The sequence below is a fragment of the Alteromonas stellipolaris genome, assembly GCF_001562115.1.
GTDB lineage: Bacteria > Pseudomonadota > Gammaproteobacteria > Enterobacterales > Alteromonadaceae > Alteromonas > Alteromonas stellipolaris.
Genome location: NZ_CP013926.1, coordinates 1,564,908 through 1,578,573 on the forward strand (window position 1 = coordinate 1,564,908; position 13,666 = coordinate 1,578,573).

Below are 13,666 nucleotides of genomic sequence, written 5' to 3' on the forward strand. Positions count from 1 at the left end.
ACGCTGCGCTTGTGTTTTTATACAGGCGGCAGCGTTGGGTAGATTCGATACAAGTACGTTGAGTGTTGCCTTACCCTCTTTATCCTCTGTCGCTTTGTTTATTTGCTCATAGCGATTTCATATCTATCACTGAACTCTGCCACCATTACGTCAAATATTTAATCATTAAAACCGCTATTGATTAAAGAATAGTAGTTCCGTTGGCGCGCCTCTCGCTCTATTAATGCTATGTCGCTTTTACTTTGCTTACACTTCACCTCCCCGCTTTGTTTTTAAGTTCATTTCGTGCCTTTAAGTTAGGTTAAAATCATTACTATAAAAACAAGCAAATGAGTGAAACGCACCTTTACTCCCTAACATACCGTTTTGATACTTTTAACTCATGAGCAGAAAGCACCATTCTGATTTATTGTTTTATTTTCGGGAGTTAGCGGGTAATCTGACAATATGGATAAAATTAAAAAAACCATAACAGTGTGTTTAGACAGACCGGATTGGGGTCTAGTTAACTGTTATGACAGAAAGGATTCCGCCAAATGGTTCGAAATTTAGTTTTAATCTTTCTTTTATTCTTTGCCAGTTATTCACTGGCTTTCGACAGTGAAGATATGGGGGAAGATAAATCTGCTAGTCTAGCAATGATTGGAGACAACATCGCAATGCAATACCAGCAGATGGGCTGGTTTTCCGGCGGCCTACTGATAACTAAAGATAATGAAGTAGTGTTTGCGTCATCTTATGGCTTTCAGAATACCGAAGAAAGAATAAAAAACAGCACTCAAAGTCGCTTTAATCTTGGCTCAATCATGAAAGACTTTACCAAGGTCTTGATCTTGCAGCAGGTTGAGGCAGGCAAATTAAAGTTAAGTGATAAACTAGTTGCTTTCGAGTTGGGGTTCAAACAACCTGATGCTGACAAAATCACAATTGAACACCTACTAAATCATAGTGCTGGTTTTGCTGATATCTTTGTGGCCGAATATCGTCAGAATCAACTTGCATTTGATACTCTAGACAAGAAAATAAAAATATTGATAGAAAGCCCCCTCTTATTCACACCTGGGACTGATCGTAAATATTCAAACTATGGGTATGTGGTATTAGGAGTGATTCTTGAGAAAGTAACTGGAAAGTCATTCGAGGCACTACTCAAAAACAATATCTTCAATCGTGTTGAGATGACTTCAACGACTTTCAGGCCGGTTAATTCTCATGAATATCAATCAATCCGATATACATACCAGCATAATGGCAAGCTGAGGAAGGTCGGTGTTACTGAACACCCTAGTCCCGATGGCGGCATTGAATCGACGGTTGTGGATGTGCAACGATTTTATCGAGCGTTATTCTATAGTAATAAGTTATTGAAAAACTCAGACGCAATTAATCGCCAATTATTTGCAATGGACGACTCCCATTGGGGTGCATATGGCGGTGGTCAGGGCGTCAGTGCAGCCGTGGAAGTCGATTTGGATACTGGCTATGAAATAGTCGTTCTGGCAAACACAGATCACTTAGTTGCTGAGCGCATTTCCGGTAGAATATACTCTTACATCAAAAATGGTGAGTATCAGCCAATCAGACAATTGGAAAAAAACTTTGCCTTTGAGTACTACCAATCAAAAGGAAAACAGCAATTCTATAAACACTTCAAACAGGTTTATAACGACAGTGGGTATAGTCGATTCATCGGCAGAATAATTAATGAAGCAGGAATGGAACTACTTAATACAAAATCATGGACAGAGGCATTTGATATGTTCGAATATCTCGTTTCACTGTTCCCCAATGCACCGCAGGCCTACGACAGTTTGGCATTTGCCTATTTATCGAAAGGAGATAGAGAGGCTGCGAAAAGTACTTTTAGTAAATCTCTAACTATTGATGCCAGTTTTAAAAGTGATTACGTGAGTGATAATTACGGTCATAACAATACGCTTAAGTAAGGACAGGCTAACGCCTGCCTCTTAGCTTTGCGTTATATTCTCGGAGAAATATTTGAATAAGTTTTGTAGTTTCAGTTTTACAGTGCTCCTGTGCTCTCAACTTTTGGGGTGTGCAAGTCAGAACTCGAAGGATGTTGCCGATGATGTATTGTCGGGTATAGACTCACTAGCTCTAAAGGCATCAAAATGCATAAATTCAAAATCACAAAAAGGCTTGGATTGCATTGAATTTGCTGACGCATATAAAAATGGCGGTTTCGATAACATAAAAGCATTTAAAGATAATTTACCCGAGATCTATAAAAAAGATTTAGATGCAGGTCTAAATGCAACAGAGAAGCTCAATATCATTATAAGTGCAGTGGTATTTTTAAGTCGAACATAACAAGCCAATAAACTCACTCACTTCGTTCGCTGGGACGCATACACGTGGGGTGGCTTCGCCATTATGCCCCACATGCCTGCGCCCCTTATTTAAAAGTTAGCCCCCATATGACATCACTGCTTTTTTTATTCACTTTACTTACATGGAATGTAGCTTTGGCAGAAACACAATACACATATGATATACAGCATGCGGGCTATGACTTCGATCAGTACGACTTAAAAGGAATCGCAACCTACGATTTATTTTTAAGTGAATTTAATAACTTTCCGTGGCAAGAAGAGGTAGGTCAAAGTAACGGTGGAAGCGAAGCAACGATTTCTGTTAAAAACAAATCAGCTAATGTTGATTTGTTTGTCTCGGTGGTGGGCAAGCCCAACGAATTCGCTTATCTAATCGGAATAGTGGAGCCCACAGTAAAAAAGACTCTTTTCGGATTTGGTAAAGAGAAACAGATTCGTTGGTTAAAAATCTATTTGACGGAAGATGCTTTAGAAGTAAAAGAAGCCTTTCAGTTGTTTTTTGAAAATAAATACTCCAGTCTAAAAGGTAAACTAAATAATTTGCCATTGTTCTTGGAACAAGAGGCTGTGAAGTAAAGTGCTAACAATCAAATGTTGGGGACACAAACACGTGGGCCGTGCTTCGCAGTACAGCCCACGTGTTTGCGCCGCCAAATTAGGGCGTTAGGGCAAAAGGACTGTTCCCACCAATGATTATTTTGAAAGAAGAACCGCCAAACGCGATTGATTTTGTTTCACTAAGAAAAGCCATTGGCTGGAAAAATCCTGAGTTGCTATTCGTTGAACGCAGCATAGATTCTTCTTTATTTTGGGTTTCATTGTACCTAGATAATGAACTCGTTGGTTGTGGCCGAGTGATTGGTGACAATTCTATGTTCTTTTATATCCAAGACATCATTGTTCACCCAAAACATCAAAAACTTGGCCTAGGGTCTAAAATAATGCAGTCTATTAATAACTACCTAACTTTAAACTGCCCACCGGGGTCAACTATTGGACTTTTTTCAGCATACGGAAAAGAAAAGTTCTATGAAAAATTTGGGTTTCAATCACGAACTGGTGAAACGCTTGGCTTTGGCATGTGTAGGTTTATCTAGCCAAAGCCCTAACAAAGCGCTGTTGCCACTCACTCCGTTCGCTGGGACAGTAACGCGGCGGCACTTCGCGATTATGCCGCTACCACGAAGGGAAGTACGGCGCTGAGTTCTTTTACCCTAAAAGTGCGGTCAATACAGATAAGTCGACCTGGAAAAAGTTTTCATTTTCGAAAGTTAAAAGTTTCAAAGACTGAATCTCCAGCCTACTAAAGCTATCGTAGGGACTGTGGTTGAACGCTCCATTTTGGGGTGGCTAAGCAACTTTACTCCAAAACTACACTTCACAGAATTTCCTGTTACAGCGGCGTTAGTTACCTACAGGAAATTTTTGCTTTTGGTGTAAAACTCGAAGAATGTGAATGATTTCATCTTTAATGAAATATGAAACTATCATTGAGACTTCAGGGGTTATTAATAACCTTCCCGGTATACCTTCTCTCTCAACTCCCATTAGAGGTTGTTGATGCAAGTTTTCGACTTTTTTTTCAATTGTTGCATCAGCTTTTTCTGCTGCTAATGGGTTAAATTCGTATAAAAATTCGAAAATAGCTTCACGATCGTTCAGTGAATTTTTTTCCCAAACGATCATTTTCTGGCTTTATTCCTAATTCTCATTTTTCGAGCTTCCATGTCCAAGTTAGCCTCTTCATGGCTGACAAACTCACTCTGCCCACTTTCTAACTTATTAAACGCAGCATTAACCTCTTCAGTAAGCCACTGATCATGAGTTATTATTTTGCGTTGCTGTGCAGCAAGTTCTTCAGTAAGCTCTCTACAAGCGTCACTTAGCGTACGCCCTTGGCTCTCAGCCATTGTCTGAGCCAAGCGTTTAGTTTCTTCATCAACTCTAAATTGTATGCGAGTATCCATGGTAAACTCCCTCAACGTGTACACACAAATGTTAGCACGCGTGTTAGGTTTACGGCAACTAACAAACCACTCATAAAACCCGTTTTGCGAGATGGGAATTTGTACTTACAAGGATGGTATATGAAATACATAGTGACTTTTGATGTGGACAAAGGCGCTTATTTAAAATTCCTTAACTTCACGGTCAAGCGAGCATGCCAAACCCAAAGTCAGTTTAAAGCTTTTGCCATTAATTTAGTTGCTTGGCTATTTATCACCGTATTTTTCATGTTCATTTTCCAATCCTTCACGTCAAAAGTATCTAGCATAGATTTGAGTTCGGCGCTTGTTGGTGCATTACCATTTTGTCTTATTATTGGCTATTCAATGTACGCGAATTTCAAAGCTAGGAAGTTCAGCATTCCCAATAAGCAGGGCATTATTCTGGGTGCAAAGTCTATTGAACTCACGCCTGAAGGGATTACAGAAACTAGCGCCGTTTCAAAGTGCCACTATTCTTGGAGCTGTGTAGAAGAAGTAACAGAAAATTCCGGTGACTATTATATATTTCTCGATAAGATGTTCGCTCTTATAATTCCAAGCAGTGCATTTGTCTCCCAGGGATCAATAGAGCAATTTAAAAGTTATATAAACAAGTATGTATAAACAAAAGCGTACTGGTCGATGAAAACAGTGAAGTGGATATAGCGACGCAAACAGTGAAAATAAAGTAAGAGCACGTTAAACGCTAAAACGGTACTCTGACTTTTTCCCAAATACTTATAAAGCTATTCTTTCACCGGTTTCAGTTAGCCGATAAAAGTTACCCTTTTCTATCAACAATCCCTCAGAATGTTTTGTTGGAAAGCTTCCACGATAATCATCAGGATGTTTCACATCAATAGCAAACACGCGGCCGTCAAACTGTTTATTTACCCTAAACTGTAAGGTATGCCCTACCGTTACTGATAGTGCGTCGAACTTATCTAATGTTTTATGTACAGAGGTATTACTTACATCACCTTTGAAATACCCTCGATACCACGCTAACCCGGTCTCAGTTGAAATTAACGCTTCCGTTACCTTATCGGCTACACCGGGAAAATACATTTGTCGGTAATAGGCTTTAGCCTTAGTGTTTATCTGTTGCAAACTTAAATCAAGGTTCGCCATATCTTCATGAATACCACCATGTACAAATAAATGGCCGTTTATTTTTTCAATAGTATTTTTACTGGCAAGCCAACGCCCTATGTACGAATTGTGGCTGAATAAATCGGCCTGGGTTTTGCCAAGCAAGCCCGCAATGGGAATATACTTATTAGCCGCAGATTTAAAATTGCCTTGAAGGTTTTTAAGCTCGTGATTACCAATAATGTAATGCACCACCCCGCCCGCTTTTTGGGCTTCTTGCTCTAGCTTATAAATGAACCAGAGCAATTGAGTAGTAGAAAACCCTCTGTCTACCATGTCGCCCACTAGCACTAAATGGCCTTCACCAAATTGCCATTCAAGGTTTGAATTAATAACGTTATGGGTAATAAGGAAATCACGGAAGGTTTTGTAATTCCCTTCTAAGTCGGATATTGCCAAAATAGGTGCATTGCTTTCATATACCGACGCTGTATTGGTGTTCAGTGCGTTTAATGGCTTTAAATTGAAGGTGAACGTGGCATCTTCTAAAGCAAAATAAACCTCAAGGGGCTCTGCTGTTTTATCTGTTAAAGGCACATGGCGCTTTTCTATAAAGAAGTTGTCTTCTCGGCTTCCCCGAATGTAATTTATTTCAACAGAAGTATCCCCATTGCCAGAGCCCTTAACATCTGCGCCTGTTACATCAGAGCTTGCTACATCAGAGCTTAACGTCGTTTTATTCGTGAAAAATACAAACGGCCCTTCCCCACCAACTTTATAGGCCAATGGCGCATCGCCCATATTGATAGAGCCATGCTGACTTATTAAGACACCCACGCCAATAACGGCCAATACAAGAGAAACAAGCAGAAAATGCCCTAGTGATTTAGCTAAACGTTTCGCTGCACGTTTAAGCATAATGATAGCCAACAGCAAACCGTTTAAGCAAAGCCAGAATGCGGTACGTAAGTAAGCTGATCGCGTAGGCACTTACCAACGCCACCGGCGTTATCCACAAGCCTGAGATAGTAGTGTCGCTATGCGCCAGTATAGGATTACTTAAAAAGCCAATAGCAACAGAGTTCCCCTCAGCTTCTACCCAAAAAGCAATGCCGTTAGGCAACAACAGGTTCGCAAATGCCAATACAACCAACGCTAAACCTGTACCATAGCCAAAGGCCAACATGCCCCAGTACAAGGTTTTCGACAGCCCTTTGGTGACCGATGCTAATGGGCGAAATCCTTTTGGTGGCGGCGTACCTTGTTGAATATGACTTACGTAGTTTTCGGCAAGTACTCTAGGCGCACCAAGGCCAGCTAAGATACCTTCAATATCGGCCTCTTTTCCGGCCATTTCCTGCTGATCGATAACGTCATAAATATGAGATTCAATTTCTTTAATCACTTCAGCCGCATCTTCAGAACTTAACGAGGCCAAATAACGGTTAAAGCTTTTTAGGTAGTTGCTTATTTGTTCCCTTCCACTCATTGTGCTTATCCTTTTCTTTTTCCAGTTTCTTTGCCGTTGTCTGTGCTGTTATTCGCGCCACTTTTTGAATCTGCTAACAACGATTCCATATCAACTACCGAACGCTTCCACCGCGCGCGCAGAACATGTAATCGTTCAAGACCACTGTCGGTGAGTGAATAATACTTTCGTGGGCGCACTTCACCCTCTTGGTGCCATTTTGCATTAAGCACCCCTTCTCGCTTAAGCCTGTCTAGCAGTGGGTAAAGCGTACCTTCACTAATCACCATGGTTTCAAAGCCATGTAGGTAATTGAGTATCGCCAGCCCGTACTTTTCTTCACCTGCGACAGCCGCAAGCACCGCCAGCTCTAAAGTGCCTTTACGTAGTTGAGCATCCCACTTCGCGCTTAGATTTGCAGTTTCTGTCATGACCTTCCAGCTAGGTTAAACTTATTACTATGTAATACATAGTATAATTTATAGCATAGTAAACAACCAAAATACAACTTACGCTTTTAACGGTTCGTTTTGGTTTTTTAATTTGTGAGCGAAGAGCAACAATTTAATTTGTTGTTTAATTTTGAGAAGTTGGAGGGTAATCTGAATTTATTGATTACAGTGTTGAACTCAGAATGATGTGTTTAGATAGGTCGGTTTAGAGGTCTAGTTAGCTGTAATGCACTTTAATAAGAACAATATAAGCATCGAGCACTGAACCCTATTTAAGGTTGCTGACAAGATGTAAAAAAGGATTTTTATCAAAATGAAAATGGTCAAATTTGCAGCGTTAACTTTAATTGCTATCATTATTGCATTAGCACTTTCTTATGAAAAAATTATCACCGGCATACTATTGCCTCAATATATTGACTGGGCGCATGAATTGGTAGCCAGGTAGGTTGTTGCGAAGTTAACACACAACTAGCTAATTATGTGCAAAGACTGAAGCTTTGTTCAGTCTCTATTCGCTGCAAAAAATTTTAGCCAAGCGTTATCATCCATAATTGAAAAGTTATGTACTTAAATACAATCTAAGGAAAAAATCAGTATGACTAAAAGGAATAAAATAGGGACTTGGTCAATGTTAGTTATTGCTTTCGTAGTTTTTATGGCAGCTGTGTTTGTGCTTGGTTCAACAATTGGCTCGATGTATGTATTAGGGTCATTTGAACTGTCGTTCCTTGAAGTCGGAATCATTTGTGGTGGAATAACATCTATATCTGTTTTTGTACGCTGCGTTAAACAACTGAAAAGTAACTCTGAATTAGCAAGTACATAAGCAAAAAAGTACCCAACGCTGCGTGCATAGGGACATTCTAAACAAGCAGGATGTTAGAGCTACAAGGAGTTATCAATGAGAAAATTAGTTTCATTATCAATCCTAAGTGTTTTTGTGATGTCTTGTGCATCGCTTAAGCCCAACGAAACTACCCAAGCTTTTGCTGAAGAACCTATTCGGTATATAGATTTAACTGCAGACAGTAAAATGGATTTAATCGAGAGGTATTGGGTCGTAATAAAAAGTGCAGACCCCAAGTACCCCGTTGATGCTGCTAGAAGAGGCTTGTCTGGCTGTGTTGATTTTATTGTAGCAATTGATAGTAACGGAACACTAAGTGGGTTTAAAATTAAAAAATCATACCCTGAAGGTGTATTTGACAAATCTGCGGCGGCAGCATTAAACAGGTGGAAGTGGTCAGCATCAAAAGACAATATTGAAAACACACCGGTACTAACCACAACCCAATTGAACTTTATGGTTAGCAATTCTAAAAATAAAGCTGAAACAGAAAAGCAATGCGACTTTTCTCATATATGAACAAGTAATTTAGATATTAAGAATCACTCACCCATCCGAACTAAGGAACATAGGATGTTTCCAAATTTACGTTCAAAATTTGCGTCAGTCATGTATGTGCAAATTTGGGAGCATCGATTAAAAGTCACTGATACTGCAACGCGCGAATCTTTTGATGATTACCCCGCTATAGTCATTAAAACTAACGATAAAGGTGAGAAGCTGATTTCAGGTGTTGGTAAAGAAGCGAGTGAGAAGCTTCAACACAATGAAATTGCCATTAATCCATTTTCCCACCCTAGAGTACTTTTCTCAGACTTCTATGTAGGCGAAAAACTACTGCAACACACATTCAAGCATTTAAGTAATAATAAAGTGTTACGGCCAAGGCCTAAGGTTATTATCCACCCGATGGAAAAAACTGAAGGTGGCCTCACTATGATTGAAAAGCGAGCATTCAAAGAGTCAGCGATTGGTGCAGGCGCAATAGCAGTAAAGATTCATTCGGGCTTCAAATTACGTTTAGAAACAATGAACTTTGACGAACTAGAAGATGACGATAAACCTACAATACAAAGTAGTTCACCACCATCAAAGTTGGCTAGCTATGGCGGATTTGTCTTTTACATTGTAATGTTAACTTTAGCTGTTTGGTATTTAGGCAAATGAACTAGATTAATTGGACCAAAGCGGGTTGGGATACTTTGAATTTTATAAATTAACACTTATCCCATTCACTAAAGGAAAATGACAACCGGATGGAATATCTCTATTTAGTAGCACTGCTTATATTTCTGTTTACTTTTTTTATGTGGAGGTCTCCACGCCTAAATAATCCAGAGCATGTATTGCAAGAGGTTGGTGATGACGTGCTCATTCTTCACACTCCTTTAGCACGACTTTGGCCATCTCAGGGTAAGCGAATAAAAAAACATAAGGCGGCGCGTATTCAAAAAGCGGGCAATATTGTTACGTTGTTTAGTCACAGCTCAAATGCTATCGATATCACCCTCTCACAAAAACACAGTGCTCTAGTGTTTGACCGTGCTTGTTTGTTGTTTCCAAGTGCTGAGAAAGGCATTGTTTAATGTGGATAACTACTAGCTGAAACTGGTAAGGACGCAGAGAGAAAAACTTCAACATTATCGATGTTGCAGTAAATCATTTCTCACCGCCCTCTTTTGCCAACCCTATCATTACGAGGAATTGTCATGAAAGTCTCTGTTGAAATAGTAAATGCATTTATTGACGGTGACACAGGTGGAAATTCAGCCGGTGTGGTTTTAAATGCGAACGCTTTAACCGCGCAGCAGAAGCTACACGTGGCGCAAAAAGTGGGGCTATCTGAAACTGCCTTTGTTTCTCGCTCAGACGTTGCCACTATAAAGCTGGAGTTTTTCACCCCAGTACAGCAAATTGCGCATTGCGGCCATGCCACCATAGCAACGTTTAGCAGAATGAGTGAGCTTGGTCTTGTTCAAAATGGGCGGATGTCGAAAGAGACAGTAGATGGCGTGAGAGAAATAATTATTGATGGTTCAATGGCATTTATGGAGCAGTCACCGCCGACCTACACCGATGTATTAGATACCGAAGAAGTTCGAGCTGCACTTAATCTTTCAAGCGATGTGCTGCTCGACTCAGTAACTATTGTAAATACGGGGAATGCTTTTTTACTTGTGCCCCTTCAAAATGCGTCTTCTGTCGCTGAGATACACCCTAATCAAGCCCTTATTAATGAAATAAGCGAACAATACGATTTGATAGGTTTTTATGTGTTTTCAAGAGATACCGAAGTTGACGGACGTCACGCTGGCGCTAGAATGTTTGCACCACGCTATGGGATAGACGAAGAATCTGCAACCGGCATGGCTGCTGGCCCTTTAGCTTGCTATCTTCATGACCGCCAAGGACTCGAAGATACGACATTACTGATTGAGCAAGGCCATTTAATGGACCCACCATCGCCCAGCGTAATAAATGTTAATTTACAGTTGGTTAATGGTAGCATCAGTCGTTTAATGGCTGGTGGCGTTGGCCGCTCCATTCGACAGGTTGAAATAGAAATTTAAGCATGCCGATTTATTGTCGTAAACAGGGATAGTGGCGTACGTTCTGTGCTTCGCACGATAGCTCGAAGGTTTTTACCCAATAGTGCTGAAAAATCTAATCCAAATGTTAGCTCTTATTGCTCGTCAGCGCCTTTTCTTTCAACGTGTCATCTATAAGATTTTTAGCCGCTATACAGCTCGCTAACGTACTTATGACGAATGTCATCTCTCTTGCATTCTCTATTCCGGCAACTAGGTACCAAACACAAAACATGATGGCACTTAAAACAAAGTGCGTTGCAACAAATTTTAAATATAGCTTTTTCATAGAATTATCAATTAAGGAATACGGGCACGGGTCTTGGGATTAGTGAGTTAGCGTCAAAATCATTTTAAGCGATGAGATTTACTTTTCCTACTGAACTGAGTATCGGTTTTAATGCACGAAACCAAATTTTTTGCATAAAAAAACTCGGCACTTAATGCCGAGTTCATATTATTCACGTAAACGTTTATTCAACGTTTTACACCACGCCAAACGCTTTTAGTACGTCACGTTTTTCACTTCAAAACTATCGCTATTTGATTGTATCTTAGGCGTATTTTTCATAGTGACATTTTCAATCAAAGTTATAGGCTCACCATTGGTTAAATAGAGCGAAATAGGCGCGCTATCAACCCACGTTGAATCGCTAACATGGAGGTTCTGTACACCATGAAAATACATAGAAGCGCCAGTTCTATGGGTTGAACCTTTACCTACATTGTTTAGCGTATTGTTAGTTATAGTTACCGCTGGGCCAAAAGTACTTTCGTCAAAGCCGCCGCGGTAAATGGTTACCACTTCTTCTTTGATGTCTTTAAACGTATTACCCGATAGGGTTAAGTTTTCTACACTGTAAACCCCTAAGTCGTCCGTCTCTTTGTTTAGCGACAGCACTGCACCCGTGATGTTTTCCATATGGGAGTTCTTAATATCGATGTAGTCGGCAAAAGTACCAGGGTGCGCTTTAAAGAAGTAGAAGTAGCCGTTGATATCTAAATCGGTCACCTTCACGTTTTCGACCGACAACGCATAGTTAATATTCATAGAAGAACGGCTGGTTCTAATAATGCTATTTCCTTTGTAATCTGGTGATGCTGCGCCATCAAACCATAAGTTTTCAACTTCAAGCGCGCCGCCGTTTTCAATTACAATAAAGCTTGGTTTTTCAGAACGAATAACGGGCTTATCGCCCTGCTCGGCCATAATAGTGATAGGGTGATTAACCGTGGCAAAGCGCGTTAGTAAATACTCTCCACCATTTTCAAGCACTAGAATATCGCCAGGCTTACTTGCAACAAGGGCGTTAGCAAGTGTATCCATACCCGGTTTAACCGCAATTTTACTGCCGCTTTTAAAGGGTATTTGGCTTTCGTTTTTCGCATAAAAACGGGCACCGGTGTCTTCCTTAGTGACAGGCAGTTTTACTTCACCAAAATCGATGTTGTCTAGCAATGCTTTTTCAGGTACCCACAAGCCATTACTGTTTTTGCTTACCTTATAAGGTACTTTTTCAAACCCTGAAGAAAGCAGGTTACTGGCATCTTCATTTAACACATTGCCTTTAAAGGTAATGCCAGAAACATCACTGAATACGGTAATTGGGTTAAGGTTTTGCTTACCCAATATAATGTTATTTTGCATTTCTGTAGTGGTAGGCGGTGCTGAACGCTCTTCATCTGCCCCTGCGCCAAGCTGAATATAGTCACTATCAATAACCACGTTATTGTTCATTGCAGATTCAATAACAGGGTCGTAGCGGTTTGGCGGCGAATTCGGTACGCCATTCATGATCACCAGCGCACCACGAAAACGACGCCCCGTTAAGCCATACATGTAGTTATTACTCACGGTTTGGTGTTCGTTAATAATGCGTATACCACCCGTATTTGGCTTTCTATTGCCTAAAAAGTAGTTGTTTTCTACCGTCGTGTAATGGCCATGGCGCATAGTCAGGGTGCCTTGGGCTTCAAAAAACACGTTTCCTTTGAAAGTATTGCCACTCGACTTATTCGAAATAATTTCGTGTTCGCCGTTGGTTCTATCAAAGTAGTTATACTGCACTAGTGTGTTAGCGTACTCTCTTGAAAAATGGCTAGTACCTATGCGTAAGGTTTCGCCGCCATTGGCACCAAGTACTTGTCGTGGGCCAAAGTAGTTGTATTCAATAGTATGATAATTTTTGCGACTGCCTTCAGAGTTCATACGTACCGCAACGGTTACGCCCCGGTTACGTTTGTTGATGAACGAGTTATGGTCGATACGATTATGTTTGCCATAAATGGCTAACCACAAATCAGAGAGTTGGCGCTCTGGGTGACTGAAGTTATCAATTACCACGTTCGTTAATCGGGAATGGTTTGCTAATTCATCTGGCGAAGTGCGAAATGCAATTACCTCGCCCGTAGGCGTATGACCATCGGTAAACACTAGCCCTTCTATTACAAGGTATTCACCTGAAACACTTAAGTTCGACAGGCCAGTTATTTTTACTTCACCAGGGGTTTGAGCTTTTAGTGTAATGGGGTTGTCTTCAGTGCCCTTCCCCTTTAATACCAGCTCTACGTCATGCCATTCTCCATTTGCCATCACTATGGTATCGCCTGCTTTCGCTTGGGTTACAGCACTGTTGAATTCATCGATGTTCTTCACCATTTGTGCAGATGCAAATGAGTGAACGCAGAATAAAACCACTAAGCCAAATAGCTTAGCCGCGCTACTTTTTCGAGCTAGTTGCGGTACAACTTTTTGTAAGGCACTAACCTGTAATGCGAATACGCCTTTCATCATAAAAACTCCATCTTGACGGCGCATTATTTGCTGCGCCATTAAATTTGTTTACTTCTATTTGCTATGCGTTGTGTTACCAC

16 protein-coding genes are annotated in these 13,666 nt (G+C 40.6%); 10 read left to right on the forward strand and 6 right to left on the reverse strand.

The features are described from left to right. Nucleotides 1-536 precede the first annotated feature (536 nt). The 4 genes from AVL57_RS06540 to AVL57_RS06555 all read left to right on the forward strand — a co-directional run bounded on the left by AVL57_RS06540 (nt 537) and on the right by AVL57_RS06555 (nt 3,451). Complete coding sequence (locus AVL57_RS06540; protein WP_057792292.1) at nt 537-1,946, forward strand: serine hydrolase domain-containing protein; 1,410 nt, start codon at nt 537-539, stop codon at nt 1,944-1,946. Nucleotides 1,947-1,998: 52 nt separating this feature from the next. Next, nucleotides 1,999-2,331: a hypothetical protein gene (locus AVL57_RS06545; RefSeq protein ID WP_057792294.1), complete on the forward strand. Its 333-nt coding sequence runs from the start codon at nt 1,999-2,001 to the stop codon at nt 2,329-2,331. 44 nt (nt 2,332-2,375) lie between these two features. Further along, nucleotides 2,376-2,930 carry a hypothetical protein gene (locus tag AVL57_RS06550; protein WP_197427695.1) on the forward strand — a complete coding sequence of 185 codons (555 nt, stop codon included), beginning with the start codon at nt 2,376-2,378 and terminating at the stop codon, nt 2,928-2,930. A gap of 113 nt (nt 2,931-3,043) precedes the next feature. Next, complete coding sequence (locus tag AVL57_RS06555) at nt 3,044-3,451, forward strand: GNAT family N-acetyltransferase (protein ID WP_057792296.1); 408 nt, start codon at nt 3,044-3,046, stop codon at nt 3,449-3,451. A 307-nt stretch (nt 3,452-3,758) separates the two neighbouring features. Here AVL57_RS06555 and AVL57_RS06560 read toward each other — a convergent pair whose 3' ends face one another. Beyond that, nucleotides 3,759-4,040 (reverse strand): type II toxin-antitoxin system RelE/ParE family toxin, encoded by a 282-nt coding sequence (locus tag AVL57_RS06560; RefSeq protein ID WP_057792298.1) that lies wholly within the window; start codon nt 4,038-4,040, stop codon nt 3,759-3,761. Continuing rightward, on the reverse strand, nt 4,037-4,321 hold the full coding sequence (locus AVL57_RS06565; protein ID WP_057792300.1) for a type II toxin-antitoxin system RelB/DinJ family antitoxin: 285 nt from the start codon (nt 4,319-4,321) through the stop codon (nt 4,037-4,039). Before AVL57_RS06565 ends, AVL57_RS06560 begins: the two co-directional genes overlap by 4 nt. A gap of 120 nt (nt 4,322-4,441) precedes the next feature. On the opposite strand from AVL57_RS06565, the gene AVL57_RS06570 reads away from it, so the two are divergent. Continuing rightward, entirely contained in the window at nt 4,442-4,966 is a 525-nt protein-coding gene (locus AVL57_RS06570; RefSeq protein ID WP_057792301.1) for a YcxB family protein, read from the forward strand. A 114-nt stretch (nt 4,967-5,080) separates the two neighbouring features. On the opposite strand, the gene AVL57_RS06575 is transcribed toward AVL57_RS06570, so the two are convergent. The 3 genes from AVL57_RS06575 to AVL57_RS06585 are packed head-to-tail and all read right to left on the reverse strand — an operon-like array spanning nt 5,081 to nt 7,333. Continuing rightward, nucleotides 5,081-6,352 carry a metallophosphoesterase gene (locus AVL57_RS06575; protein WP_057792304.1) on the reverse strand — a complete coding sequence of 424 codons (1,272 nt, stop codon included), beginning with the start codon at nt 6,350-6,352 and terminating at the stop codon, nt 5,081-5,083. Continuing rightward, complete coding sequence (locus AVL57_RS06580) at nt 6,345-6,923, reverse strand: HAAS signaling domain-containing protein (protein WP_057792306.1); 579 nt, start codon at nt 6,921-6,923, stop codon at nt 6,345-6,347. The genes AVL57_RS06575 and AVL57_RS06580 overlap by 8 nt, the downstream gene beginning before the upstream one ends. 5 nt (nt 6,924-6,928) lie before the next feature. After that, on the reverse strand, nt 6,929-7,333 hold the full coding sequence (locus AVL57_RS06585; protein ID WP_057792308.1) for a PadR family transcriptional regulator: 405 nt from the start codon (nt 7,331-7,333) through the stop codon (nt 6,929-6,931). Between the two features lie 619 nt (nt 7,334-7,952). Here AVL57_RS06585 and AVL57_RS06590 point away from each other — a divergent pair. The 5 genes from AVL57_RS06590 (at nt 7,953) to AVL57_RS06610 (ending at nt 10,774) form a co-directional block, all read left to right on the forward strand. After that, nucleotides 7,953-8,183 (forward strand): hypothetical protein, encoded by a 231-nt coding sequence (locus tag AVL57_RS06590; protein ID WP_138118034.1) that lies wholly within the window; start codon nt 7,953-7,955, stop codon nt 8,181-8,183. A gap of 75 nt (nt 8,184-8,258) precedes the next feature. Next, entirely contained in the window at nt 8,259-8,723 is a 465-nt protein-coding gene (locus tag AVL57_RS06595; protein ID WP_057792312.1) for an energy transducer TonB, read from the forward strand. Nucleotides 8,724-8,777: 54 nt separating this feature from the next. Further along, nucleotides 8,778-9,371, forward strand: a complete 594-nt coding sequence (locus AVL57_RS06600) for a rod shape-determining protein (RefSeq protein ID WP_057792314.1) — start codon at nt 8,778-8,780, stop codon at nt 9,369-9,371. Nucleotides 9,372-9,460: 89 nt separating this feature from the next. Beyond that, nucleotides 9,461-9,790, forward strand: coding sequence for a hypothetical protein (locus AVL57_RS06605; RefSeq protein WP_057792316.1), 330 nt, complete (start codon nt 9,461-9,463; stop codon nt 9,788-9,790). A gap of 123 nt (nt 9,791-9,913) precedes the next feature. Further along, nucleotides 9,914-10,774 (forward strand): PhzF family protein, encoded by an 861-nt coding sequence (locus tag AVL57_RS06610; RefSeq protein ID WP_057792318.1) that lies wholly within the window; start codon nt 9,914-9,916, stop codon nt 10,772-10,774. 523 nt (nt 10,775-11,297) lie between these two features. Here AVL57_RS06610 and AVL57_RS06620 read toward each other — a convergent pair. Next, nucleotides 11,298-13,586, reverse strand: a complete 2,289-nt coding sequence (locus tag AVL57_RS06620; protein WP_376738712.1) for a polysaccharide lyase 6 family protein — start codon at nt 13,584-13,586, stop codon at nt 11,298-11,300. Nucleotides 13,587-13,666: the final 80 nt, after the last annotated feature.